25 protein-coding genes are annotated in these 26,526 nt (G+C 37.1%); 21 read left to right on the top strand and 4 right to left on the bottom strand.

Translation table 11 applies throughout. From position 1 onward, the window contains the following. Window positions 1-9 precede the first annotated feature (9 nt). The 10 genes from pheA to LS65_RS00385 all read left to right on the top strand — a co-directional run bounded on the left by pheA (window position 10) and on the right by LS65_RS00385 (window position 10,530). The gene (pheA, locus tag LS65_RS00430; RefSeq protein WP_034363094.1) at window positions 10-1,095 is read left to right on the top strand and encodes a prephenate dehydratase; all 1,086 of its coding nucleotides are present in this window, start codon (window positions 10-12) and stop codon (window positions 1,093-1,095) included. A gap of 8 nt (window positions 1,096-1,103) precedes the next feature. Then, on the top strand, window positions 1,104-1,997 hold the full coding sequence (locus LS65_RS00425) for a DUF2156 domain-containing protein (RefSeq protein ID WP_034363097.1): 894 nt from the start codon (window positions 1,104-1,106) through the stop codon (window positions 1,995-1,997). Then, window positions 1,994-2,791, top strand: a complete 798-nt coding sequence (locus tag LS65_RS00420) for a GH25 family lysozyme (protein WP_236096575.1) — start codon at window positions 1,994-1,996, stop codon at window positions 2,789-2,791. Before LS65_RS00425 ends, LS65_RS00420 begins: the two co-directional genes overlap by 4 nt. Next, window positions 2,781-3,767 (top strand): alpha/beta fold hydrolase, encoded by a 987-nt coding sequence (locus LS65_RS00415; RefSeq protein WP_034363104.1) that lies wholly within the window; start codon window positions 2,781-2,783, stop codon window positions 3,765-3,767. The genes LS65_RS00420 and LS65_RS00415 overlap by 11 nt, the downstream gene beginning before the upstream one ends. A 119-nt stretch (window positions 3,768-3,886) precedes the next feature. Next, a complete protein-coding gene (locus LS65_RS00410) occupies window positions 3,887-5,089 on the top strand; it encodes a ferritin-like domain-containing protein (RefSeq protein ID WP_034363107.1) in 1,203 nt (400 codons plus the stop codon). 9 nt (window positions 5,090-5,098) lie between these two features. Continuing rightward, entirely contained in the window at window positions 5,099-6,244 is a 1,146-nt protein-coding gene (locus LS65_RS00405; RefSeq protein ID WP_034363111.1) for an acyl-CoA dehydrogenase family protein, read from the top strand. 2 nt (window positions 6,245-6,246) lie between these two features. Continuing rightward, the gene (locus LS65_RS00400; protein WP_034363113.1) at window positions 6,247-7,119 is read left to right on the top strand and encodes a phosphate/phosphite/phosphonate ABC transporter substrate-binding protein; all 873 of its coding nucleotides are present in this window, start codon (window positions 6,247-6,249) and stop codon (window positions 7,117-7,119) included. A 228-nt stretch (window positions 7,120-7,347) separates the two neighbouring features. Further along, window positions 7,348-8,073: a TonB-dependent receptor plug domain-containing protein gene (locus LS65_RS00395; protein WP_138129721.1), complete on the top strand. Its 726-nt coding sequence runs from the start codon at window positions 7,348-7,350 to the stop codon at window positions 8,071-8,073. Next, complete coding sequence (locus tag LS65_RS00390) at window positions 7,994-9,562, top strand: porin family protein (protein ID WP_236096574.1); 1,569 nt, start codon at window positions 7,994-7,996, stop codon at window positions 9,560-9,562. The genes LS65_RS00395 and LS65_RS00390 overlap by 80 nt, the downstream gene beginning before the upstream one ends. Before the next feature lie 230 nt (window positions 9,563-9,792). Beyond that, window positions 9,793-10,530, top strand: coding sequence for an SIR2 family NAD-dependent protein deacylase (locus LS65_RS00385; protein WP_138129720.1), 738 nt, complete (start codon window positions 9,793-9,795; stop codon window positions 10,528-10,530). 6 nt (window positions 10,531-10,536) lie between these two features. On the opposite strand, the gene dnaJ is transcribed toward LS65_RS00385, so the two are convergent. Beyond that, on the bottom strand, window positions 10,537-11,688 hold the full coding sequence (dnaJ, locus tag LS65_RS00380) for a molecular chaperone DnaJ (protein ID WP_034362732.1): 1,152 nt from the start codon (window positions 11,686-11,688) through the stop codon (window positions 10,537-10,539). A gap of 129 nt (window positions 11,689-11,817) precedes the next feature. Here dnaJ and recR point away from each other — a divergent pair, with 129 nt between their 5' ends. From recR to truD, 4 genes are all read left to right on the top strand, one after another. After that, a complete protein-coding gene (gene recR / locus LS65_RS00375; RefSeq protein WP_034362734.1) occupies window positions 11,818-12,399 on the top strand; it encodes a recombination mediator RecR in 582 nt (193 codons plus the stop codon). Between the two features lie 79 nt (window positions 12,400-12,478). Continuing rightward, window positions 12,479-12,784 (top strand): c-type cytochrome, encoded by a 306-nt coding sequence (locus LS65_RS00370; RefSeq protein ID WP_034362736.1) that lies wholly within the window; start codon window positions 12,479-12,481, stop codon window positions 12,782-12,784. Between the two features lie 45 nt (window positions 12,785-12,829). Next, the gene (locus tag LS65_RS00365; protein WP_034362739.1) at window positions 12,830-13,864 is read left to right on the top strand and encodes an alanine racemase; all 1,035 of its coding nucleotides are present in this window, start codon (window positions 12,830-12,832) and stop codon (window positions 13,862-13,864) included. A 2-nt stretch (window positions 13,865-13,866) separates the two neighbouring features. Beyond that, window positions 13,867-15,024, top strand: a complete 1,158-nt coding sequence (truD, locus tag LS65_RS00360; protein ID WP_084707951.1) for a tRNA pseudouridine(13) synthase TruD — start codon at window positions 13,867-13,869, stop codon at window positions 15,022-15,024. A 5-nt stretch (window positions 15,025-15,029) separates the two neighbouring features. Here truD and LS65_RS00355 read toward each other — a convergent pair whose 3' ends face one another. Beyond that, a complete protein-coding gene (locus tag LS65_RS00355; RefSeq protein WP_034362743.1) occupies window positions 15,030-16,094 on the bottom strand; it encodes an ATP-binding protein in 1,065 nt (354 codons plus the stop codon). A gap of 194 nt (window positions 16,095-16,288) precedes the next feature. Here LS65_RS00355 and LS65_RS00350 point away from each other — a divergent pair, with 194 nt between their 5' ends. Continuing rightward, window positions 16,289-17,677 (top strand): hypothetical protein, encoded by a 1,389-nt coding sequence (locus LS65_RS00350; RefSeq protein ID WP_034362749.1) that lies wholly within the window; start codon window positions 16,289-16,291, stop codon window positions 17,675-17,677. A gap of 47 nt (window positions 17,678-17,724) precedes the next feature. On the opposite strand, the gene metK is transcribed toward LS65_RS00350, so the two are convergent. Beyond that, on the bottom strand, window positions 17,725-18,882 hold the full coding sequence (gene metK, locus LS65_RS00345) for a methionine adenosyltransferase (protein WP_034362751.1): 1,158 nt from the start codon (window positions 18,880-18,882) through the stop codon (window positions 17,725-17,727). Between the two features lie 188 nt (window positions 18,883-19,070). On the opposite strand from metK, the gene LS65_RS00340 reads away from it, so the two are divergent. Both LS65_RS00340 and LS65_RS00335 read left to right on the top strand, forming a co-directional pair. After that, window positions 19,071-21,068: a TonB-dependent receptor domain-containing protein gene (locus LS65_RS00340; RefSeq protein ID WP_201274294.1), complete on the top strand. Its 1,998-nt coding sequence runs from the start codon at window positions 19,071-19,073 to the stop codon at window positions 21,066-21,068. A 98-nt stretch (window positions 21,069-21,166) separates the two neighbouring features. After that, on the top strand, window positions 21,167-21,763 hold the full coding sequence (locus LS65_RS00335; protein ID WP_034362754.1) for a peroxiredoxin: 597 nt from the start codon (window positions 21,167-21,169) through the stop codon (window positions 21,761-21,763). Between the two features lie 235 nt (window positions 21,764-21,998). Here the strand turns inward: LS65_RS00335 and purH are convergent, their stop codons facing one another. Beyond that, window positions 21,999-23,534, bottom strand: a complete 1,536-nt coding sequence (gene purH, locus LS65_RS00330; protein WP_034362756.1) for a bifunctional phosphoribosylaminoimidazolecarboxamide formyltransferase/IMP cyclohydrolase — start codon at window positions 23,532-23,534, stop codon at window positions 21,999-22,001. A gap of 62 nt (window positions 23,535-23,596) precedes the next feature. Here purH and LS65_RS00325 point away from each other — a divergent pair, with 62 nt between their 5' ends. From LS65_RS00325 to trxB, 4 genes are all read left to right on the top strand, one after another. Next, window positions 23,597-24,589 (top strand): 3'-5' exonuclease, encoded by a 993-nt coding sequence (locus LS65_RS00325; RefSeq protein ID WP_034362758.1) that lies wholly within the window; start codon window positions 23,597-23,599, stop codon window positions 24,587-24,589. Window positions 24,590-24,604: 15 nt separating this feature from the next. Then, on the top strand, window positions 24,605-24,838 hold the full coding sequence (locus LS65_RS00320) for a hypothetical protein (RefSeq protein WP_034362760.1): 234 nt from the start codon (window positions 24,605-24,607) through the stop codon (window positions 24,836-24,838). Beyond that, on the top strand, window positions 24,831-25,478 hold the full coding sequence (gene hisH, locus LS65_RS00315; RefSeq protein ID WP_034362762.1) for an imidazole glycerol phosphate synthase subunit HisH: 648 nt from the start codon (window positions 24,831-24,833) through the stop codon (window positions 25,476-25,478). Before LS65_RS00320 ends, hisH begins: the two co-directional genes overlap by 8 nt. Before the next feature lie 79 nt (window positions 25,479-25,557). Continuing rightward, window positions 25,558-26,493 (top strand): thioredoxin-disulfide reductase, encoded by a 936-nt coding sequence (gene trxB, locus LS65_RS00310; protein WP_034362763.1) that lies wholly within the window; start codon window positions 25,558-25,560, stop codon window positions 26,491-26,493. The last annotated feature ends 33 nt before the right edge of the window (window positions 26,494-26,526 follow it).

Raw genomic sequence — 26,526 nt, 5'->3', positions numbered from 1 at the left:
AGCAATAAAATGCAAGAAAATGTATTACAAGAGCTACGCACACAAATTGATAAAATCGATGATATTATTTTTGATGCCCTAGAGCAAAGAATGGCACTTGTAGCAAAGGTAGGTGAGCATAAGCATAAGTATGGAAGCGCAATTTATCGCCCAGAGCGGGAAAGACAAATTGTAGAAAGGCTTAATCAAAGAGGCAGTAAATTTATGAATTTACACGCGATTGAAGCTATTTATCAAGAGATTTTTGCAATTTCGCGCAATCTTGAACTCCCTCAAAAAGTCGCCTTTTTAGGTCCTATTGGCAGTTACACACATCAAGCAGCCGAAGAGCGATTTGGAGCTATGAGTGAGTATATACCACTTAATACTATTAGTGCAGTTTTTGAGGCATTATGTGCTAAACGTGTGAAGTATGGAGTTGTGCCACTTGAAAATAATACAAATGGTATGGTGGGGGAGAGTATTGACTTGCTTGCGCGTTTTGATTTTAAAATTATAGCGGATATGATTTTGCCTATTCATCATAGTTTTTTGAGCAATTGTGAGCATTTGGGCGATATTAAAACGATTTATTCTAAAGATATAGCCTTTGGGCAATGTCAGCATTTTCTCAATGCACATAATTTGCACCATATCGAGCAAATCCCCACAGATTCTACCGCAAGGGCTGTGCAGCTTGCAGCAAATAATCCACAAAGTGCTGCTATTGGCTCAAAAATTGCAGGAAAGCTTTATAATTTACCACTAATGTTTGAACATATTGAAGATTCTCAAAACAATAAAACGCGTTTTGTAATTGTCAGTGATTTTGAGAATCCGCCGAGCAAAAAGGATAAAACCTCACTTTTTGTGAATCTCAAAGAAAAAGACCAAGTGGGTGATTTGTTTAGATTGCTTGGAGATTTTGAAAAAGAGGGCATTAATCTTACTCGTATAGATTCTCGTCCTGTGCGTGAAAATAATGAATTTAGAATGGGATTTTTTATCGATTGTGAAGGACATTATAAAGACCCGCCATTGCAGAGACTATTAGAGAAAAGAGCCGATGAGATTAAATGGTTAGGTAGCTATATTTTTACTGATATGCGGGAGTAGAGAAATAAATGATAGATTTTAAAGTGTTAGAGTTAAGTGATAGAGAGATTCTGCAACCCTTCGTAAGTGTGCGTGGGCGGTGGATTTCAGATACAAATTTCACAAATATGTTTATGTGGCGATATTCGCGTGAGATAAGCTATGCAATCATTGAGGGGCAGTGTGTTATTCAGACACGCTATCCTAACGAAAATCCTTTTATCTTTTATCCACTTGGGCAAGGCAATAAAAAGCCTATTATTGAGGCATTATTAAAGCATTATCAAGCATTGAATCTCCCCTTAGAAATCCACTCTTTGCAGCAAAGTGAATGTGATGAGTTGGTATTAGATTTTCCTACATCTTTTGTTTTTGAGCAGGTAAGAGATAGATTTGATTATATATATCATACGCAAGAGCTTATAGAGCTTGCTGGAAGAAAGTTTCATAAGAAAAAAAATCATTTAAATAGATTTTATTTGCAATATCCACAAACGCAATTTGAATCTTTAAGCCTTGCTAATATTGATGAGGTAATAGCTATCAATAATCTTTGGTATGGAAATGCAAACAAAGATGATAAGGGATTGTATTTTGAGAATCTTGGTATAAATGACGCATTGAAGCATTTTGATACCTTAGGTTTGCGGGGTGGGCTTTTGCGTATTGATGGTGAGGTTGCTGCATTTAGTTTTGGAGAGAATCTTGATGAGGATTGTGCGCTTATACATATTGAAAAGGCTAATACTATCTTTAATGGTGCCTATCAAGCAATTAATCAATCTTTGCTTAAAAATATTTTTGCTGCGACACAATATGCAAATCGTGAGGAAGATTTGGGTATTGAGGGATTGCGTAAGGCAAAACTCTCCTATCAACCTGCATTTTTACTTGAAAAATATCACGCAAGGCTCAAAGTGTGAGGAGATTCGGACGTTTTATTATAGATATATGTGTAGTTTGCGTGATTGGTGGTGTATTTTTTATCCTTCAACATAATGGTATAGTATGGTTTAATATGCCAAGTGATAAGGTATATCCCTTAAAAGGTGTAGATGTCTCCGCACATCAAGGGCATATACAATGGCATATTTTAAAGGAACAAAACGTGAGATTTGCGTTTATTAAAGCCACAGAGGGTAGCAGTTGGGTAGATAAGCAATTTGTTTATAATTTTGCTTCTGCACAGGAAGTAGGCATTTATGTAGGGGCTTATCATTTTTTTAGTTTTGATTCTGCAGGGCACACACAGGCGGCAAATTTTATTGAGAATGTGCCTTACTCTCCTTATACAAAGATGTTGCCTCCAGTTGTTGATATAGAATTTTATGGCACAAAAGCAAGCAATCCTCCAAATGCTGAATCTGTTTATAGTGAGCTTGATACTTTGCTTGCGCTTTTGGAAAAACATTATAGAATAAAGCCTATCATCTATACCACCCCCAGCTTTTATGATATGTATTTGCGTGAGCGTTATGGAGAGTATCCGCTGTGGATTCGTTCTGTGTTTTTTCCTCCACACTCTTTTATCGCGCGGTGGTTTAATTTATATTTTCAAGATTGGCGATTTTGGCAATATAATCCAAAAGGTGTATTAAAGGGCTATAAGGGTTCTGAAAAATATATTGATTTAAATGTATTTAATGGTGATGAAGAAGCATTAAAAGAGTGGCTAAAAAGTGTAAAAATAAATAAGGGTGCAGGGAATGCAAGATAAAGCAGAGATAATAAAAGAGCAAGATTTATCTTTTGAATCTCGTGTAGATAATTTGCGTATAGTATATGATGTTTATATACCAAAGCAGCTAGATTCTATTGTAGTGGTGCAAATTGCGCACGGAATGGTAGAACATAAGGGAAGATACGAATGGGTAGGCATAAAGTTAGCACAATCTGGCTTTATCGTGGTGATAAACGACCATAGAGGACACGGCAAGAGTATTGATAATTTACATCAATGGGGAGAGATGAAAGGTGTGGGGAAAAAAGATAAAAACGCATTAAATAAGCTAAGTGGCTTTGAGCGTGCAGTTATGGATATGCACGAGCTAACTACAAGGATTAAAATGCGTTTTAATCCACAAAAATATATTTTACTTGGGCATTCTATGGGCTCACTTCTTTCTCGCTCTTACATTAAAAGCTATCAATATGAAATAAATGCACTTATTCTTTCGGGTTCACCGGCGTATAATCCACTTGTAGGTGTGGGCGAGATAATAGCGCAAATATTGCATTATATGAAATTTGAGGAATGGGGCAAACATTTTGTTAATACTTTGTCTTTTGGGAGTTTCAATAAGCCATTTTTAGGTAATGAGAGTGAGGATAATACAAAAGGTGGTTTTGCGTGGCTTTGTCGTGATAAAGCGGTGGTTGAGGCATATAAGGCAGATAAAGCGTGTAGTTTTGTTTTTAGCTTACAAAGTTTTATAGGGCTTTTTAAGGGTATGAAATATGTTAATGATATGCGAGGTTTAAAAGGTGAGGGTTTGCCACTTTTAATAATAAGTGGTAGAAGCGATAGTTGTGGAGATTTTGGCAAGGGTGTGGAAAAAATTGCATATCAATATGAACAATGTGGCTTTAATGTGGAGTTGATACTTTATGAGGGTGCAAGACACGAGATTCTAAATGAAATCAATAAAGAGCAAGTGCTAGGCGACATAATACATTTTATAATGAAGTGCTAGAATGTAAAAATTTATATAATTTTAAGTCAATTCTGTATAATATTAATACACTTAACAGCTTTCAGGGTGAAAGATAACAAGTCTTCTTATAGGCTCATAAATTTCAATAAAGTCATTTTATGCAAGATTCAAAATCCTGTGTCTTTATGGGCGCACTGCCTCTTGGCACACTCTTTTTTATGCGGCTTGAAAATGCTTTTTTATTGACGCAAATTGGTGCATTGATAGAAGTCGTGAGTGATTGGGATAATTTAGAAAATGATTTGATGATGTGGTGTGCTTTTAAGGGTGAGGCATTTAAAGAAAAGCGTGTAATAAGTCAAAATGCAGATTCTAAAAGTAACTTTATTTATGTATTATGCAAAAAATCACCCACAAGATTCCATAAGTTTGACACTCTCTCTCACACCAGTCCGCCTATGCAAGGTTTAGCCCCAAATGGTGTGCAAGTAGAGTTAGCAAGTCCAAATTATCATTTTAGTATAGAATCTAATAATGATATTTGGAGTAGCAATGTAGAGCAGATTTATGAGGATTCTAAAAAGTCGCAATGGAATGCCACCACAGATATAAAATGGGAGCAAATACCGAAGTTTAGCCCATCTTTGCAGTTTGCAATCGCACAGATTATGACTTATTTAACAGAAAATGAATTTTCAGCCCTATATATTCCTGCCCGATTTTTGGGGCAGATTTCACCCTTTTTTACGCCTGTGCCGCTTTTGCTTTCCTCTATCATTGGTGATGAGGCGCGCCATATTGAATCTTTTATCAAAAGAGCAAACATTACCGGACTTGGTGTGCAATACTCCACACTTACAACGCAACAAAGCCTTTTTAGCCTATGGAAAGAAAAGGATTATTTTACATCAAGTTTTTTGCTGCATATTATGGGTGAGGGGACTTTTATTGATTTGCTTAAATTTTTAGAGGAGAGTTTTAGGGCTTTAGGAGATGAGGCGAGTGCGTATTTACTTGCACTAGCTAGGAAAGATGAAAGTCGCCATGTAGCCTATGGAATGAATAATGTCAAACATAGTATCTCCCAAAACCCTGCCAAAATCGCTGCTTTAAAAGAAGTCGTTTTTGCGCGGAAAAACTATTTAGACGCACAAAGTGGTGAATCCTCTTTGCTTTTAGAATCTATGGCGATTTTGCGTGGTGGCGGGGAGGAGAGTGTGCTCATTTCAAATGGTTTTGAGGAGGTGCAGGAATTAAAGAAAAAAATGGAAAAAAACCGCACAAAGCGGCTTGTGGAATGTGGCATTGATGAGGAACTTGCCCTTGATTTAAGCAGGGCTCACACACCTAATTTTATGTAAGGAGAAAATATGTTAAGTTTGGAAGACCTAGAAAAAAATTTGGAACAAAAAGTAGCAGAGTTTGGTAAGACATTTGTCGCCCCTTATACAGAATCTATTGACAAAGAAGCAAGATTCCCAAAAGAAGCTTATGATGAGCTTAAAAAGCAAGGCTTTATGGGATTGCTCGTGCCTAAAGAATATGGTGGAAGTGGTGGGAGTTGTCTTCATCACGCTTTAGTTTGTTATACTTTAGCGCAATTTGACGCCTCTACTGCACTTTGCTATATGATGCACAATGTTGCAACAGCGTGTATTGCAACTTTTGGGACAAAGGAGCAAAAAGAGGAGTTTTTGCCAAAAATAGCAAAAGGGGAGATTTCTTTTGCCCTTGCTTATAGCGAGAGTGGTTCGGGGACGCATTTTGGATTGCCTGATATAACAGAGACAGAAGCAGGAGAGTATAGAATCTTAAAAGGGCGCAAAAGCTTTGTAACTTCTGCCCAACAAGCAAACTACTATCTTACCTATACAAATTCTTGCAAGGTAAAGGGTGGCAAAAATAATTGGATTACACCCAATAATGCGGAGGGTATTTATCACGAAGAGGGCGTGTGGAATGGCTTAGGTATGCGTGGAAATGTCTCAAAACCTGTGCAATATAATGATGTGAAGCTGCATACAAAACAATATTTGCTTGGAAAGGACGGAGAGGGCGAAGCACAAGCTGGAGTTGTAGCAATGTATTTTGTTGTGGGACTTGGAGCAGTGTATAGTGGCGTGGGGAGGGCTTCTTATGAATGCGCACTTAATCATTGTAAGAGTAGAAAATATACCGATGGTTCCTCGTTAGCAGATAAAGAGTTAGTGAGAATCCATATTGCTGAACTCTATACCAAAACACAAAGCCAAATCGCATTAACAAAAGAGGCTGCAAGGGCTTTTGATGAGAAAGATTCTGAAGCTCCTTGTAAAATCTTTGCGTGTAGGATTAACGCCACACAGCTTGTTATGGATATTTGCGCTCTTGCAATGCGACTTGGTGGGGGAAAGGCTTATAGCAAACTTATACCGCTAGAGCGATATTTGCGAGACGCATTTGCTTCTCAAGTAATGGCACCAAGCCTTGATGTTTTGCAAGTGTGGCTTTCAGATGCACTTTTGCCAAAGGAGTAAAAATGAAATCTATTTTAGTAGGTGCGGTGGCTTATGCACCGCAAATTGTTCCTATTTGGGATACGATTAGAGAATATGCTAATGATTATTTTAAGGATATACGATTAGATTATGTGTTGTTTAGCAACTATGAGCGACAAGTGCAGTGGCTCAAAGAAGGGAAAATTGATATTGCGTGGAATACAAATGTAGCTTATATCCGCTCACTCCATAGCACAAAGGGTGGTGCAGAGGCGATTTTAATGCGCGATACAGATATTGACTTTAAAAGCGTGTTTGTGGCTAAAAGAGACACGATTAAAAGCTTAGAAGATTTAAAGGGTAAAGCTTTTGGTTTAGGTAGCTTAGATTCTGCGCAAGCAGCGATTATGCCTTTGTTTTACTTACAGCAAAGTGCATTGAATCTTAGAGAAATGCCACTTGATTCACTCAATCAAAAAGGCACAGATGATATGCTTAGAATCTTCCGCTTCAATAGCGATGTGGGCAAACACGGCGATACAGGGCGAAGTGAATTTGATGTGCTAGATAAAATAAAAAGTGGGGAGCTTGATGCGGGAGCGATTGGCTCTACGACTTGGGTGAGGGTTATGCAAGAGGGAAATTATCCTCAAATAGTGAATTTCTATACAAGTCCGGGTTATTGCCATTGTAACTTTACAATTTTAAAAGGTTTTGATTCTTATCTCAAAAAAAGCTTTGTAGAGATGATGCAATCACAAAATGCCCTCAAAAATGACCCAAAAATTGCGCATATGATGAGTTTAGAGGGGCTAAATGAATGGGTTTTGTGTGATGAAAACGCATTGAAAGGATATGAAGAGATTGCTCAAGCAATGCGTGAGCAACAACTTTTAGACTCACTCCAATTTTAAGCTTTAATGGGTCGCACTTTTTAGAAAATAGCTACATAGCCTTCTTTAGGGGAGGCTCAAAATATGTTTTTGTCATTATCTTCCTAATATCTTGTTTTTTCTTATGGAAAATTTATTTGAATGTTGTAGTATTTAATCCACTTTTATAATTAATAACAATTATTAAGATTGATTTTATTTATATTGTTATATATTTGCAATTTTAAAAATGCTTATAAAGGAGAAATAATGAAAAAGGGTTTATCATCTTTCACTTTGTTAGGTGTGATAGCTCAAATAGTCCTAGGTAATGAGATGATTGCAGATTCTAAATCTGTGAATCTTAGCAAATCTATTGTATATGCTTCTATGATGAGCACGAGGCTTGATGAGATTAATCGTAATGTTTATGAAATCGACCGCGATAGTATTATTGATAAAGGTTATCGTTCTACCGAAGATATTTTTCGCTATACACCTTTTGTAGGATTAGCAAATGTTGGTTTAGGGAGCAATCTTGATTTAAGGGGGCAAGGCAATCGCGCAAACACTTCTGTGCAGGTGCTGATAAATGGTATATATTCTAATATGCTAGATAGCTCCCACGGCGTTACCCCGCTTAATACCCTTTCACCCGCGAGTATTGAATCTATTGAGATTTTGCCCGGCGGAGGAGCTGTGATGTATGGGAATGGCACAAGAGGCGGCGTGGTAAATATCATCACACAAAGGCGATATGAGCAACCATTTTTTAGTGCAGGGCTTAGTTATAGTAATATCATTGTTTCCACAGGTAATAATTACAATGCCGATATGAAGTTTGGCACAAAAATAGGTGAGGATACTTATATATCGCTTGGGGCGGCATATATCAATCGCGGTGGTCCTAGGATAAATGATAAAACAAGTGGGGCGCAAGTCAATATGGGTATTATCAAAGATTTTGCGGGGGGGGGGGGCTTCTATAAGCTTTGATATAGATTATTTTTATGGGTTAATCGACACCACGCCTAATAACTCCTTTATGGACATACAAAATCCAAGCAAAAGCGATAGAAAGAGCGCAGGAAATGGGGATTTACATAACAAACAACAACGGCTTGATGTGAGTATAGGCTATAAAGCCAATGTGAGTGAAAATGCAAATTTTGATCTCAAAGCCTTTTATCACCTCAATAGAATTAGCTATGTGGATTCTATAACACGACTAAGTCAATATATAGCCTATGGCACTTCTTGGAATGGGACTTATGCCGATCAAAGTGGTTCTTTATTTGATGATCAAAAGGCTGGACTTATAGCAAAATATGATGCAAAGCATAGCAATGGACATTTTTATTTGGGATTAGAATCTATGTATAACTATGGCAAACGCGTAATGAATCAATATATATGGGCTACTGACGGAGTTGTGAGCCAAATGAATAGTGGTAATCCAATGACTTATAGACACGCGATGAATATTCCATTTGAGGGGAGCAAATGGAGCAATGCACTTTATGTGTTAGAAAAATATGATTTTACAAAAGATTTTTCACTCACAGGTGGGGTGCGATATGAAGCAGCCACATATAAAGCTGATGTTGTTTATAATACACAAGGTGGATTATATGATGCAAATACTGGAAATGTGGTTAATCTGGGTAATGTATCTTCAATTACCACCATTAGTAGTGCAAATGGAGCAAAAGGTAAGCTTTCAAATACACAGCATAACTTTGCCTTAGAGATTACACCAAATTATCATTATAGAGAATCTGGCAATATTTATGCAAAATATGAGAGAGGATACTTCTCACCAAGTCCAAATTCACTTCTTAGGAGACAAAGTAGGACTTATCTTCCCACTGATTTGAAAAAAGAAACTTATGATACCTTTGAGCTAGGATTCAAAGACTTTTTAGGTGATGTAGCAATGGTGAGTGCAAGTGCGTATTATACATTGACACAGAATGAATTTTATACCATTGGTAATGCTCATAGCGTTTCGGGTGTGCAGTATGGTAATTATGATAGGACACAAAGAGCAGGTATAGAATTATTTTCGGAGCAATATCTCTTTGGTGGGAGATTATCTTTAAGCGAGAGTTTTACTTATATCGATGCTCGGATTCTTAAAAATAATGGCGTGAGCGTGAAAGATAGGATTCCATATGTGAGTAACTATAAAGGCACATTTGGCTTTAATGTTGCACTTGGCAAACATTGGAATCTATGGAATCAAAATACATTCTGTGGTAGTCAAAAAGATATAAGTGGGGATACGATTAAGGCTTATTCCCTTACAGATATAGGCTTAAGTGCGAAATTTGGGGATTTATCTTTAAGCGGGGGTGTGCGAAATGTCTTTGATACATTCTATTATAGCTACTATAATGGCGATGCAAGAGATAGTATTGCGGGATATGGATTCTTAATCGGGCAAGGACGCAGTGCATTTATCGAGGGACGATATACATTTTAGTAAAATTTATTATGTTTATAATGCTTGACTTTTGTTAGAAATAGCAGTATGATGTCAGCCGAGATTCCACGGGGAATCTCAAAGCTAGAGATAAAACTTGAAGCAAAATTTGCTCATAGGACTCCTTCACTGAAAAAGCTAACTCCTAAAACTTTTTCGGAGGATTCCCGCCTCCTTTATTTTCTACACAATAAGTTACCATAGTATTAAATTAATCTTAAGGAATAGCAATGCCAAAGCTTGTCGTATTTAGTGGAGCAGGACTAAGTGCAGAATCTGGACTAGAAACTTTTAGGGATAATGGCGGTTTATGGGCGCAATATGACCCTATGGAAGTGTGTAATTATGAAAATTGGCTAGAAAATTTTGAGCTTGTGCATAGATTCTATAATCTTAGACGCGAAGAGCTAGGCAAGGTGCAACCCAATGCTATGCATAATTTTTTAGCCGCTCTCCCTGATATTCTCCAGCTCAAGCAAGATATAGAAGTCATTCACATTACACAAAATGTTGATGATTTGCTAGAACGCGCCGGAGCAAGAAATGTAATACATCTTCACGGAGAGCTGACTAAGATTATTTGCCCTAAATGTGCCCAAATTACTGATATAGGTTACACTGCCTTTACTCCACATCATTGCCCTAAATGTGATTATAGATATTTGAAGCCTTTTATTGTATTTTTTTATGAGAAAGCACCGCAATATGCGACAATGTATGATATTTTTGAATCTTTAAATTTTAGGGATTGTGTGTTAGTTATTGGCACAAGTGGAAATGTTGTAGATATTAGTTCTATTCTTGCACGTTGCGAATATAAACGCAAAATTGGCTTAAAAATTTTAAATAATCTTGAATATTCTAAAAGTATTGCAGAATCTGTATTTGATAAGATTCTCTATAAGCCTGCTACACAAGCAATAGATGAGCTTAAAGAGAATTTATCCCATTTTTTTAATACGAAATAAAAACTCTTACTCATTTGATTTATGTGTTTTATGATGATGAATCCATTGCTTGATTTTATTAAAACATTCCTCAAAAAGATTTTTATATGGCTCACTCTCTACACCAAAGCTTTTTTCAAGTTGTTCTACAAGGGCTTTTTGTTCGGCATTAAGTTTTGGTGGATAAGTAATTTTAATTTGTGCTACAAATTTACCCCTATACGCACTATTCACATCTTTTATCCCCTCATTATCAAAGATAAACTGCTCTTTGTCGCGTGTATTTGGAGGGATTTTAAGCTCTAGCTCCCCACGTAAAGAGGGAATCTTAAGTGTAGTGCCTAGCACGATAGAAGTAAAAAATACAGGCACTTCGATATATACATTTGTGCCATCACGGACATAATTTTCATCTTCACTCACGCTCACAGCAATATACAAATCCCCCCTTTTACCGCTTTTTTCAGCATTTCCTCTTCCACTTACGCGGATTCTGTTTCCATCATCGATACCTTCGGGGATACTTACTTCAAAGCTTTCCTCACTCATTTCATAGCCTTTGCCTTTACATTTAGGGCATTTTTCGCTAATTTTAACTCCTTCACCTTTGCAAGTAGGGCAAGTTTGGGCAAAGGTCATAAAGCCTTGTCGTATATAGACTTGTCCTTTTCCCCCACAATCTTTACATTGCTGCACTTTGCCATCTTTTGCGCCATTTCCCCCACAATCTTTACACGCGACTTTGAAGCTATTGTGTATTTCTTTTTTGCAACCAAAAATAGCTTCTTTAAAGCTTAGTTCAAGGCTTATAATCTCATCGAGATTGTATTTGCCTCCGCTCTGTCTTTTTCCACTAAAGCCAAAATTTGCACCAAAGGCAGATTCAAAAATTGAACCCAAATCACCAAAAATATCGCTAAAGTCTCTGCCACTAAATCCACTAAAGCCAGAATTTTGTAAGCCTTCTTTGCCATATTGGTCATAAATTTGTCGTTTAGAATCATCACTTAGCACTTCATAGGCTTCATTTATCCTCTTAAATTGCTCTTCAGCTGTTTTATCATCTGGATTCCTATCGGGGTGATATTTGAGTGCCATTTTGCGATACGCTTTTTTTATTGTCTCTTTATCACTCGTGCGCGTGATTTCTAAAATTTCATAATAATCAAATGTATCCAAGAATACTCCTCTTTATAATATTGATATTGTGCAAAATTAATGTAGGATTGTATCTAAAATTTATAAGGCGAAGTTAAATTTTTGCGCTATGATTGTATTCTTAAATAGAATCTACAAAGGCTTTATGTTATGAATCATTACAAAAGCAGCCTTAAGGCATTTTATGAGCTTATTTCCGCACTTGAAAAACTCCCTACTATTGGCAAAAAAAGTGCGCATAAAATGGCGTATGCTTTGTGTATGGAAAATAAATTTTTAGGCTTAAACATAGCTCACGCGATTGAAAATGCGGCACTTGTGGTGCAGAGATGTCAAAAATGCTTTTGCATAAGTGAGAATGAAATATGTGAGATTTGTGCGACAAGTGAGCGGGAAAATGGTGAGTTGTGTATTGTTGCAAGTCCGCAAGATGTGCTGACAATTGAGGAAATGGGAGAATTTAACGGACGTTATTTTGTCTTAAGCGGGGAGCTAGAGCATATTGATTTTACATTGCTTAATAAAAGAATTCAGAGCGAATCTATACGTGAGGTGATTTTTGCGCTTTCGCCAAGTTTAGCTAATGAGGCAATAATGCTTTATGTTGAGGACAAGATTCATTCTCCTGTGCATTTTAGTAAAATTGCTCAAGGAGTGCCAACAGGCATAGGGTTAGATTCTATTGACCAGCTCTCCCTTTCGCGTGCAATAAGTGCGCGTGTAAAAATTTAGCCATTTAAGAAAATCTTTAAGTTTTAGGTTATAGAATCTTAGAGTTGCTTTTTAATCTTACGCAACAAAAGGATGACATATGAAAAAGTTGCTTATTCTTGGACTTTTAGGCTTTGCTAGTTTTGCGTTTGCTGACGCTCCTGCAGCGTTTAAGAAATGTATTGCTTGCCACGGACCTGATGCTAAAAAAATTGCTCCAGGTAGTAAAGGTGATGTAACAATTGCTGGTATGGCAAAAGAAGATTTGCTTAGAAAGCTTAAAGGTTACAAAGCAAAAACTGAAGATAATGGCGGTGCTAAGGCTATTATGTATGGACAAATGGCAAACGTAAGTGATGCTGATATTGAGGTATTAGCAGATTATATTTCTAAACTTCCTAAATAAATCCATAGTGCAGGGGATTTACCCCTGTATCTTCTTCTCTAAATAATGGCTGAAATCACTCTTTCTTCTGAATCTTATAAACATAATTTTCATCTCATATCTTCGCATATTGGCACTGATGTAGAAATTGCTGCAGTTTTAAAAGATAATGCCTATGGACACGGCTTGGAACAAATGAGCATACTCGCACGTGAATGTGGGATTAAAAGTGTGTTTGTTAAAAATTATAATGAAGCATTACGTGTGAGTGAATATTTCCCTCATATTACAGCACTTTATGGAATGCCAGAGGGTGATTTTCCACAACATATTGCCTTTGTAATTAATCAAAAAGAACATATCAATCTTTTGCCCAAAGGCACAAAGGTAGAACTTAAAGTCAATGCTGGTATGAATCGCAATGGCATAGAACTTGGTGAGATTGAGGATTTTATCACTTCTCTTTTGGCGCGTGGGTTGGAGCTTGTGGGTGTATTTTCTCATAATGGCTATGGCGATGATATTGATGAGGCATTTACGCACACACAAGAGAGGTTTGCCGATATAAAAGAGTGCGTAAAAGTATTAGCTATTAAATATGGTTTTGCCTTGCCACGATTCCATTCTCTTAGCTCTTCAGGAGCAATTCGTATGGCAAGTGAGCGTGGAATTAGCGATGATTTGGTGCGTATAGGTATTGCCTTGTATGGGTATTTAGATGTGGCTTTTAGCAATCCTATAAGCCCACATTTACGCAAGGTAGCTGCACTCTATGCAGATAGAGTATCAACTCGCACTTTAGATGCTGGTGCGCGCATAGGATATAGTGGCTGCACGACTTTAGAATATCCAAGTCGCATTAGCACCTATGATATTGGCTATGGCGATGGTTTTTTTCGTGTGAGTGAGCGTCATAAGGTTTATACAGCTAAAGGCTATCAGATTCTACCTCGCTCCTCAATGGATTGTTTTTCGTGCTTGTGTGATGAGCCACGCATTTGTGTTTTTGATGATGTAAGCGATATTGCTAAGGCTTTCGGGACAATCAGCTATGAGATTCTTACACATTTGTCTCCAAGTATTAAACGCACGATTATTTAACTATGCCTTTTAATCTCTACCCCTTTAGTCATAGTCCTTGTGATTGTTATTTTAAGCCATCTGTGCGTGATTTTGTCGTTGAGGAAATTCCTCTTTACGAGCCAAGTGGGAGTGGAGAGCATTGTCTCGTGTATGTGCGCAAAAAGGCTTTGAGCACCTTTGAACTTTTGAATCTACTCTCTCGCACTTTGGGTTGTAAGGTGCGAGATATTGGCTATGCAGGATTAAAAGATAAAGCCGCGACAACTTATCAGTATTTGAGTATTCATCGCTCTTTGCTCCCTAGATTAGAATCCGCCTTTGAAGCCTTAGCAGAAAAACAAGTGAAGATTTTGCATATCACGCCTCATCACAATAAGCTTAAAATCGGGCATCTTAAAGGTAATCGCTTTTTTGTGCGCCTTAAAAAATGCACTCCGCTTTGTGCAAGTAAGATTCACTCTATTCTTGCTGCTCTTGGTCAAAGTGGATTCCCAAATTATTTTGGAGGGCAACGTTTTGGCAAAGATGGTGATAATTTCACAAGTGGCAAAGCATTAGCGCATAAGCAAGTGCAAATGAAAAATAAGAAAATGAGTAATTTTCTTATCTCAAGCTATCAAAGCTATTTATTTAATGAGTGGCTTAATGCGAGGGTTGAACTTTCACAAATTGTGCATAACTTTAGCCCAAATGATGCACTTAAAGCCTTGCGATACTCATCAAACCCTGCACTTCAAGCTTTGGGACAGGAGTGGAAAATACAAGCACTTAAAGCACTCCAAGCGCAAAAACAACCTTTTGTGATTCTAAAGGGCGATGTAATGTGCCATTATCCTTTTGGCAAGACTTTTATTTGTGATGAGCCAAATATTGAAGCAATGCGTTTTATGCAAAAAGATGTAGCTCCAATGGGAGCACTTTGTGGGCAAAAGCTTATCTATGCGCAAACAGATGCCCTCTTGTGTGAATCCCCATTTATTGATAAACAAATAAAAACAAGTGGCACAAGGCGATATGCGTGGGTGTGGGCAGAGGATATAGAGGGAGAGTATATAAACCAAAAGGCACATTTTGAGCTTCATTTTAGTTTGCCAAAGGGGAGCTATGCGACTACATTTTTAGAATCCGTGCTTCATCGCCCACTTGATTCTATGTCTGAAGAATATGATGAGGAATAATTGCGCTAGGGGGTAAATTCAAGAGCAAAGTTAATAAAACTCATTGCTATCCATTCTATGGTTTGCCCTTGAAGTGAGGTATAACCTGTGCCTTCATAATCAAAAGTAATAATATAAAGGCGTTGATAGGGTGTTTTGAATTTTGCAAGTTTAGATTCTATGCTTTCACGCGTGGCAAAAGGCAGAAATAGAAATATACCAAGATCACATATAAACTCTCCCATATCACCATAGCTTACCTGTCCCCTTACATTATAACGCTCACAGAAATTAAAAATCTCCAAAAGGAGCATATTTTCTAGCATAGCTTGTAGATTTTTGTCATTACTCACACATAGAGGCAAAGTAAAGTCATAAAAATAAAGCTTTTTGTGTTTATGTGAAATGTGAGGGATAAAATAAATAATACCCCTCTCTTCAAGTGTATGTAAAAGCGGGTAGATTCTGTCTTTTGAAATTTTATGTGATTTCTTGAGAATGTTATAAATATGATATGTGCTTAGCTTTTGTGCTTGGAGTGGGAGCAATGCACAAAATAGCTCAAAATCATTCCATAATGCAAGTTTTAGAATCTCTTGTTTATTTGGGATTCTAAGATGTGGCGGGAGGAGCAGCGTGTGAGCAAGGTTTCCCTCTTTAAGGAAGGCATTAAAAAGGTGATGAATAGAGAGATTTTTATTATCAAAACCCACATATTCTTCAAAACTTAATGCGCGTATATGCTTTAAACTAAAACCATTTGGGCAATGTAGAGGTGAGGGGGCAATAAGAATAATATGTGGGAGGTTAGGTAAAGAGATAAGTGGTGTGTAATTATCCACAATCAAAAGTTCAATTGTGCGCTCAAGATGGGTTTTAAGAATGAGTGCATTGGCAGATTCTATATCTGTGCGACAATCCGCGCAATTAATATAAAGACATTTTTTGTATGCACTAGCGTGCAGCAGTGCTATTGCACTCTTTCCTGTGCTTGGTGCGCCATATAAAAAAGTCTTGCCTACTTTTAGCCCATATCGGCGGGGTAAAATCCCCGCTACATTATCAAGATAGATTTTAGATATTTCCTGCATATGTTATATTAACATATTAATGAGAATGGAATTTTAGATTCTATATTTCTACGTCGTGAGAGGAGATGACATTTATTAATTTTGCACTTGAGCTCGGGAGTAGTTTATTATATTTATGGGTAGATTTAGTTATATATGATAATATATAACATTAAATATGCCCATAAATGACAAAATGTTCTTAAGGAGAAAAAATGAAAAAACAATTAGGTTGTATTTTGATACTTGCAACGAGTGTTTTTGCTGCTGATGAGGTAAAAAGCTGGCTTGAGGGATTAGAATTTAAAGGCTTTGCTTTTGCAAGATATTCTGGTGCAAATGGGGTAAATGGCTATGGCGATAGATGGCATTATCGTTTTAAAATTGATGCCAAAAGCGAGGAAATTAATGGATATTCCCTAACTACTGGGCTATACTTAAATCAAGGTTCAAGCACGCCAAAGAGTAGTTCTATAACAAATGGAGATATACAAGGGAGTCAAGCCATTGCTGCACATAATCAATTCCCCGATAGATTCGCAGTTGCACAACTTTATGCGAGTAAAAATATCATCACAGATTCTGTAAAGTTTTCTGCAGATGTGGGAAGAATGAATCTTATTACATTATTTACTGAAAAGGATACTGATGTGGGTTTAGGAGCAAGGGGAAGCTTGAAATTTTCTTCAGTAGAATTTGGCATTGCTTTTTATGATAGTTGGGCTACAAATAACTTTGCTTACGCATTTAATGCGATGAATAATAAGCCTTTAGCTGGTTCTGCTCCTGCGAATACATCTTGGGGAATGGGGAATAATCTTACACTTGTTCATCTCAAAACTCCAAAAAACAATAAGATTGCTGATTTGTTTAGCGTAGATGTGAGTGTAGGGAATGCCATAGGACTTTTTGATGTGTTAGCCTTTGGGGAATTAAGGCTTGATTTGGGAAAATCTGTGTATATTTTAGCACAAGGGGCAGGAGCGAAGCTTAACTCTACGCCTTATTGGCAAATAAGCGCGACAGGTAATGCTACTAGCAGCACTATAAATGCTTGGGAGAATACGAATACATTTCCTGTCTATGGCGGATTTGATAATAATAATTTTGCAAAAAATCGAGGGATATATAATATTCAGCTAGGTGCAAAGTTTGGAGGCTTTAGTGCAAAACTAGGCTATTTAGGAAGTTTTGGCGATGGCTATGGGGTGCTTTTAGCCTCTAAGGCAGGGCTTAATATCGCAGGTAAAACTTGGAATAATAATCTTAATTCTTCAAGCGAAGGTTTTAGTATTCTAGGCTCTGGTGGAAGAGAGGGGACGAGTATTATGGTTGGCTATGTAGCCGCAGAATTGAAGATTACAGAGCCTCTAAAAATAGGGTTTGATTTAAGTTATGTAGCTGGGGATAACAATTATGCCTATCTTGATGTAGCAAAAATCCCTGATTTGGCTACAAATGCTAAGGGTATTAAATTCTTTGAATTAGCCCCATCTTTAAGCTATGCGTTTAATAATAAACTTAAGGCTAACTTCTTCTATGCGCAATATTTAGGTGATGTTACTTATGGGAAGACAAGGGCAGAAATCCGCTTTGATTTTTAGTTAGTGATTATTCTAAATAACCTAGCTTTATAGAATCAAGCAAGATTCTATAATCCGCAAAAATCCTTAATCGCCTCTACCTTATCAGTTTTTTCCCAAGTAAAGTCTGGCAATTCTCTTCCAAAATGTCCATAGGCTGCGGTTTGACGATAGATAGGGCGCAATAAATCTAAAGATTCTATAATGCCTTTTGGCGTGAGGCGGAATACATTTTTCACGCATTCAGTAAGTTTAGAATCTTCAACTTTTCCTGTGCCGTGTGAATCTACTAAAATTGAAACAGGCTCTACCACCCCAATAGCATAGGCTACTTGCACGGTGGCTTTATCACAAACGCCGCTTGCTACAAGATTCTTAGCGACATAACGCGCTGCATAAGCTGCACTTCTATCCACTTTGCTTGGGTCTTTACCACTAAATGCACCACCACCGTGCGGACAGCTCCCACCATAAGTATCTACAATAATTTTGCGTCCTGTTAAACCTGCATCACCTTGTGGTCCTCCAATAACAAATTTGCCTGTGGGATTCACAAAGTAGCGGATATTGTCATTTAGATATTCCTTTGGAAGCACTTTTTGCACAATCTCTTCAATGACTGCATCTTTTAAATGAGTTTGTTGTGTTTCTGGACTATGTTGTGTAGAAATAACAATCGTATCGATGCTTACAGGTTTGCCATTTTCATAGCGCACGGTAACTTGGCTTTTGCCATCGGGGCGTAAAAATGGCAGAGTGCCGTCCTTGCGTTTTGCTGCTAAACCCTCTGTAAGACGATGAGAGAGCCAAATAGGCAGAGGCATAAGAGAAGGTGTTTCTCTACACGCATAGCCAAACATTAGCCCTTGGTCGCCTGCGCCAATCTCGCCATCGTCTCTATCTACGCCTTGATTAATATCTGGGCTTTGCTCACCAATACCATTAAGAACAGCTGCAGAGCGATAATCAAAGCCATAAAGGGCGTCAGTATAGCCAATTTCTTGCACAACTTTTCGTGCAATTTCTTGCATAGGTGCGTAGATATGAGTTTTAAGTTCCCCTGCAATTACGCAAAAACCATTGCTTACTAATGTTTCACACGCTACACGTGCTTTTTTATCACGTTCAATGATATAATCAAGCACTGCATCACTGATTTGGTCAGCCATTTTGTCTGGGTGTCCTTCGGTTACAGATTCTGAAGTAAAAAGAAATGATTTTTTCATAAACTCACCTTGTAATTTAAAATTTATGTGAGATTTTAGCACAAATATTTAATATTACAATATGTATTTTGCATTTTTGTTTATTTTTTACACAATTTCTTATTTCAAAAAAAAAAAAAACAATCCCAAGACAATTCTTAAAATATATTATATTATAAGATAAACATTAATTTTTGAGGAGGGTTTTTATGGATTTGTTAAAATATAAGTGGTTGTGTGTATGTGGGATATTTCTAGCACAAAGCACTTTGTATGCAGAGGAAGAAAATAGGGAACAGACAAAAAGACGTGTTCTCCCCACATCAGTTGTAACAGCCACATATGCTAAAGACATCTTAGAATCTCCTTTAAATGTGGATATGTATGGTAAAGATACACCATTACATTCAGGCGATGTAGCTAAGTCTATGCTTTTGTTTCCGGGATTCTCAATGACGCGTAAAGGTGGCGGAGGGAGTGAAATATTTTATCGCTCACAGGGTGCTTCAAGACTACCAATTTTTATAAGTGGTGGGAATCTTAATGGTGCTTGTGGTGGGCGTATGGATACAACAATCACTTATGTTTTTCCCGAAAATTATAATCGTATCAGTATATTAAAGGGTCCTCAAGATGTGCGTTATGGTGCGCTTATTGGAGGCGGAGTATTATTTGAGCGAGATATAACACGCCTTCAAAAAGGCAGTTTTAATGCTGATGCAAGTGCTTTATATGGGAGTTTTGGGCGATTAGATATGAATGCAAGTGCTTTAGCTGGAGGAAAATATGGCTCATTGCAGGTTGTTGCTTCAAGTTATAGGAGTGATGATTATAAAACTGGAGATGATGCAATCGTGCATTCAGCTTATAAAAGAGAATCTGTAAGCCTTATAGGCACACTTACACCTACCTCAAGCACGGCTATCGAGTTTGATGTAGATTTGGGACGCGGAAATGCCTCCTATGCGGATAGGACAATGGACGCTCGAACATTTGATAGGACATCATACAATTTTGCTTTGCAGCAGCATATTAATGATACTTTTGATAGGCTTGATATGCGAGTTTGGCACAATGCCATAGACCATATTATGGATAATTTTTCACATCGCCCTGTTAGTGCTAACTTTATGTTGAGTAATCCAAAACGCACAAATACAGGTGGTAAGATAGAGGGGAGATTTTATTTTGGAGAGAGAGTAGAACTCTATGTGGGGAGTAATTATAACCACGATTCACACGAGATTCGCACAAGTGGAGCGCAAAATTCAGAATCTGCAGCAAATGCTATACTTAATCAAAAATATAACCCAAATTTTACTTTCAAAAATCTAGGTTTTTTTACACAAGGGCAATATCATTCACAATCAAATTTTGGTATAGCCTTTGGGGCAAGATATGATTATCTTATAACAGAACAAAAACAGCTAGCAGCACGAAGTGCAGCAGAGGATAAAAATAACCTTGCAAGTGGCTTTGTGCGATATGAGCATTATTTAGACAAATCTACATTATATGCGGGATTAGGTGTAGCACAAAGAGGAGCGGATTTTTGGGAACGAAGTAAAGATAATGGTATGAATCTTTCACCAGAGACAAATACCCAGTTTGATGTGGGACTTGTGGTAAAAAACACATCTTTTAATGCCAAAGTTTCTGCGTATGCTTCACATATGGCAAATTATATTTTAATTAACTATATTCCAACAACAGCACGTGCTTTTAATACCGATGCTTTTCTTACAGGTGGAGAAGTAGAGGCAGAATATATTATGTGGGATAGTTTGCACTTTTATGGCTCACTTGCCTATACTTATGCACAGAATCTCCTTAGTATAGGGGAATATAAGGCTAAGTCGGCACTTCCACAGATTGCTCCACTTCAGGCACAACTCTCAAGTTTTTACAATTATGGTAATTGGCTTTTAAGGCTTGATATGTTTGCTAATGCAGCCCAACATAGATATGCACTTAATTATGGTAATGTCATAGGTAGAGACTATGGAAATTCTAAAGGATTTGTAACACTTAATCTCTATGGAGGCTATAAGCATAAATATTTTATGTTTCTTGCGGGAGTAGATAATCTCACCAATACACTTTATGCGTATCATCTCTCTAAAAATGGAGCATTAGACATTCCACCTACAACGAGAATCTATGAACCCGGACGCAGTGTATGGGCAAAAATAAGAGTGTATTTTTAGTAAAATAATTTTTTGTTACTATTGAGTTACTTCTGCATATTAAAATAGCATTATAATAACAATTTGTTATTAATAATTTTTTTTATTAAGGAGTTAATATGTTAGTTACAAAACCAGCACCAGATTTTACAGCAGAGGCAGTAAAGGCAGATGGCACTTTTGAAAATAGCTTTAGCCTTTATCAAAATCTTGGCAAAAATGGTGCAGTAGTTTTCTTTTGGCCTAAAGATTTTACTTTTGTATGCCCAAGCGAAATTATTGCATTCAGCAAACGTGTAAAAGATTTTAAAGAGCGTGGCGTAAATGTAATAGGTGTATCAATAGATTCTAAAGAAGTGCATTTTGCGTGGAGAAATGTCCCTGTGAATGAAGGTGGGATTGGCGCAGTAGAATTTCCTATGGTATCTGATATTACAAAACAAATTTCTCGTGATTATGATGTGCTTTTCAATGGCGCAGTAGCACTTCGCGGTAGCTTTTTGATTGATAAGAACAAAGTAGTGCGCCACGCGGTGATTAATGATTTACCACTTGGACGTAATGTTGATGAAATGATTCGTATGGTAGATGCAATGCTATTTGTTGAAGAACACGGTGAAGTATGCCCAGCAGGTTGGAATAAAGGTGATGCAGGTATGAAGCCTGATGCAAAAGGTGTAGCAGATTATCTTGCTAAAAACGCTGATAAGCTTTAATCCTCATTTTAAATCATCTCAAGTCTCTATCCCTCCTAAATTAAGGAGGCTTGAGGTTTAGTAGGATTCTTAACTTCTTTAACCAAATTCAATTTTGCTTTGTTGTAATTGCACCACATCTAAAATAAGAGTGGTGCTTGAGATTTTCTATATACCAAAGAAAAATATTTTTTAAATTTTAAAGATATTATTTCTAATATTTTACAAAAAGTAACAGCAATAAAAAATAAAAATTTTAGTGCAAAAAATGCCTTGTGTGTGTGAAATACATCGCCATATTATATTCATTACACGCTGCTATCACTTCATCATCGCGGATACTTCCTCCAGGCTGTATAATCGCACTCACGCCATATTGATGAGCTATATCTATACTATCACGGAATGGAAAAAATGCTTCAGAAGCGCATACACAGCCTTGCAAGTCAAGATTCATATCTTTTGCTTTTGCCATTGCTGCCCTTGTTGCATCAACGCGACTTGTCATTCCCATACCGATACCTACAAGTGCGCCATCTTTAACATAAGCTACGCAATTTGACTTTGTAAGTGCCGCAATTATATAAGCTATTTTGAGGTCATTTTTTTGCGTTTCACTCGGTGTCTTTTGGCTTACAAGTGTGGCGTTTTCTATCTCACTTTCATTTACTCTATCACTCTCTTGAAGCAAGAATCCTCCCTGTATGTGCTTAAAATCATACATATCACAAGGCAGACTTAAAGCCTTATCATTTTGTGTAAAGATTTTCATACGCTTTTTGCTTTCAAAAATCTTGAGTGCCTCATCTGTAATGTCTCCAGCAATAAGCACTTCTACAAAAATCTTATTTATCTCTTCTGCTAAGGGTTTATCCACTATGCCATTTACTGCCACTACACCACCATAAGCACTTATGCTATCACAAGCAAGAGCTGCTTTGTAAGAGCATAAAAGTGAATCTTTAAGTGCAAAGCCGCAAGGATTGGCGTGTTTTACGATACATACTGCATTTGCTTCTTTACCAAAGCTTGTAGCGATTTTAATCGCCGCATTCATATCATTGAGATTATTAAAACTTGCTTCACCCTTTTTGATAATAAATTGTTCTTGCCAAAATGTGCCAAATCCATAGAGTGCGCCTTTTTGGTGGGGATTCTCACCATAGCGCGTTTGCATAATCTTTTGTCCTTGAATAAAGAAATGTTCCCCAAAGCCCTGCTTAAATCGCTTATTCATATAATTTGCAATCATTGCATCATAGCTTGCGGTATGTGAGTAAGCCTTTATCATCATTTCTTTGCGTAGCTCCAGCGTATTTTGCCCATTGCGTAAAGATTCTATAATGGGTTTGTAGTCATTTTTATCAGTAACAATAAGCACATTTGCATAGTTTTTTGCCGCAGCACGCACGAGAGTTGGACCGCCAATATCAATATTTTCAATAATCTCGTTAAAATCATCAGTGCGTTCAATAGTTTGTTTAAAAGGATAAAGATTGACACATACTATATCAATAGATTCTATATGATTTGCTTGAGCTGTGGCTATATCTTGTGCATTATCTCTTCGATACAAAATCCCTCCGTGAATTTTAGGGTGCAAGGTTTTTACACGCCCATCAAACATCTCTGGACTTTGTGTAAAATCACTCACATCAATAGCCTTTATTTGTGCCTTTTGCAAAAGGCTTAATGTCCCACCTGTGCTTAGAATCTTATAATCCAAAGCCACCAAATCCTTTGCAAACTCGACAATACCTTCTTTATCACTTACGCTTAATAACGCATACATACTCTGTCCTTGTTAGTAAATTTTGGTAATATTGTAGCTAGATTTTGTAAGAAGGCAATGAAATGATATGTGTCTTTGATATTGAAACAATTCCTGATTTTCATCTCCTCAAGCGCACTTTTGGCTATGATGGTTCGCCTTTAGAGATTACACAGGCAGCATTTGCTGCACAATATGAGAAAAGTGGTAGCGAATTTCTCTCACCTTGTTTTCATCGTGTGATAAGTATTTCTAGCGTGATATGTGATGAATTTGGACGATTCGTCAAAGTAGGACACTTTGGCACACATTTTTTTAATACTCTCTCTAAGGATATAAAAGATGAGGGGCAAGATTCCCTTACAGGCGATAATGTGCCAAATGATTTTTTAGGACAAGATTTTTTAGATACTTTAGAAAAAACACTTTTAAGTGAATTTTGGCATTTTTTTAATAAAAATAACCCAAAACTTATAAGCTTCAATGGGAGATGTTTTGATATACCTACTTTACTTTTGCGTGCTATGCGCTATGACATAAGTGCGTGGGCATATTATGAGCAAGATAATCCCGCACATAATAAAACCAAATGGGAGAATTATCGCCAGAGATATAGTGAGAGCTTTCATATTGATTTGCTTGATAGTTTAGGGCAGTTTGGAGCGGTGCGCACACTCACTTTGAATAATCTCTGCCAAATGCTTGATTTGGTGGGTAAATATGATATGAATGGTGAGCAGGTGTTTGAAACTTATCTATGTAGTGATGAGATTTTTAAAGAAGAGATAGGGCAAGAAAAAGATTCTGCAGATTCTAATGCGATGAGAGAATCTAAAATCAAAGCCTTAATGTGTATCAATCATTACTGCCATAGTGATGTGCTTAATACCTATTGGCTTTACCTTAAGTATGAGTTATTAAAAGGACATATCACAGAGGCAGATTATTATGAGAGATTGCAAACTTTTTGTGAAAAACTGCCTGCTGATAAGCCTTATTCTCATATTTTTACCACTGCATTACAACGACATATCAGTGCATATATGAAAACTTGCGATATGCCTAAAGATATATAAACAAAAAGGAAAGATATGGATTCTTATGTGAGCAAAAATGGCGAGATTACTTCAAAAGATGCACTTATTGCAGAGATTGAATCTTTACTCAATACTATCCCAGCTTCTTCACACACTCATCTTTCTTTTGCGGTGATGAATGTGCTAAGTTGTGAGGATTTGGAATCTATACGCGATAGCTTATTGCAAAAATGTGATAATGTTATTGCGCGTAATGCAGATTGGTTAAAAGGACTTTCAAGTGATTAAAGTAGGTATTATTGATTATGGTGTGGGCAATTTAGGGAGTGTGCAAAATGCCTTTAATTTTATCCGCACTCACAATGTGGATTCTGTAAATGATTTTGAAGTGCATATAGAATCTTCACCTGATAATCTTAAAGATTATGATAAGCTCTTGCTTCCTGGTGTGGGGGCATTTGGCAATGCAATGGAGCATTTGCAACGCACAGGCTTAGATGAGGCAGTGATTGAATTTGCTCAAAGTGGCAAATATTTGCTTGGAATCTGCCTTGGTATGCAACTACTTTTTGAAAAAAGCTTTGAATTTGGTGAGCATAGCGGGCTTAAGCTTGTGGAGGGTGAAGTTGTTGAATTTTCAAAAATTGCACCTCTTAAAGTGCCACATATTGGTTGGAATAGTTGTATTTTTACACACAATGCTGCACATTCACCACTTTTTGTTGGTATTAATGACAAAAGCTTTTTTTATTTTGTGCATAGTTTTCACATAAAGGCAAAAGAAGAGTTGATACTCGCCTATTGTGAATATGGGTATCCTTTTGGTGCTATTGTGAGTAAAGATAATTTATTTGGAATTCAAGCTCACCCCGAAAAAAGCCACGAGGTTGGATTAAAGCTTTTAACAAATTTTATTAAAATGAAGTAAAGATTCTTATATTTACTCTTTTGTTAAATTAATAGTTTTTAATAATGGATAATTTTTATAATTTAGAAAAGGAGTTACAATGATTGATTTAGCAATAATCGGTGGTGGTCCTGCTGGACTTACAGCAGGGCTATATGCTACAAGAGGTGGTATTAAAAATGTAGTGCTTTTTGAAAAAGGAATGCCTGGCGGACAAATTACAGGAAGTAGTGAAATAGAAAATTATCCGGGTGTGAAAGATATTGTAAGTGGTATGGAGTTTATGCAACCTTGGCAAGAGCAATGTTTCCGTTTTGGTTTGCGCCACGAGATGAGTGAAGTAACGCGTGTAAGTAAAAAAGGAGATATATTTATTATTTCTCTTGCTGGTGGCAAAAGTGAAGAAGCAAAAGCAGTTATTTTTTGTGCTGGAGGTAGTCCAAAGAAAGCAAACCTTAAGGGTGAAAGCGAATTTTGGGGAAGAGGCATTAGCACTTGTGCCACTTGTGATGGCTTTTTTTACAAAGACCAAGAGGTTGTTGTGCTAGGTGGAGGTGATACTGCACTTGAAGAGGCAGTGTATTTAAGCCGTATTTGTTCTAAGGTGCATTTGGTGCATAGAAGAAATGAATTCCGCGCTGCACCCTCTACAATCGAGCATGTAAAGAAAAATGATAAGATTCACATTATCACACCTGCAGTCGTTGAGGAAATCAAAGGCGATGCCTCAGGTGTAACGAGTGTGCTTATCAAACACATAGATTCTAATACGCTTGAAGATATTCCTGTAATGGGTATTTTTATCTTTGTAGGCTATGATGTCAATACTGCGACTTTAAAGCAAGAAAATGGTTCAATGCTTTGTGAATGTGATGAATGGGGAAGTATCAAAGTAGATTTATCAATGAAAACAAACATTCCCGGTCTCTTTGCCGCTGGTGATGTGCGCACACAAGCTTCTAAGCAAGTTGTATGCGCTGCTGGAGATGGTGCTACTGCCGCATTACAAGCCATTGCGTATTTGGAGCATAAATAATTATATAAGGAGAGTTCTTATATATGCTTTATT

The organism is Helicobacter japonicus (assembly GCF_000762845.2).
GTDB lineage: Bacteria > Campylobacterota > Campylobacteria > Campylobacterales > Helicobacteraceae > Helicobacter_C > Helicobacter_C japonicus.
Note: the sequence above shows the minus strand (reverse complement) of the source record. Positions and strands in the feature narration are given on the sequence as shown.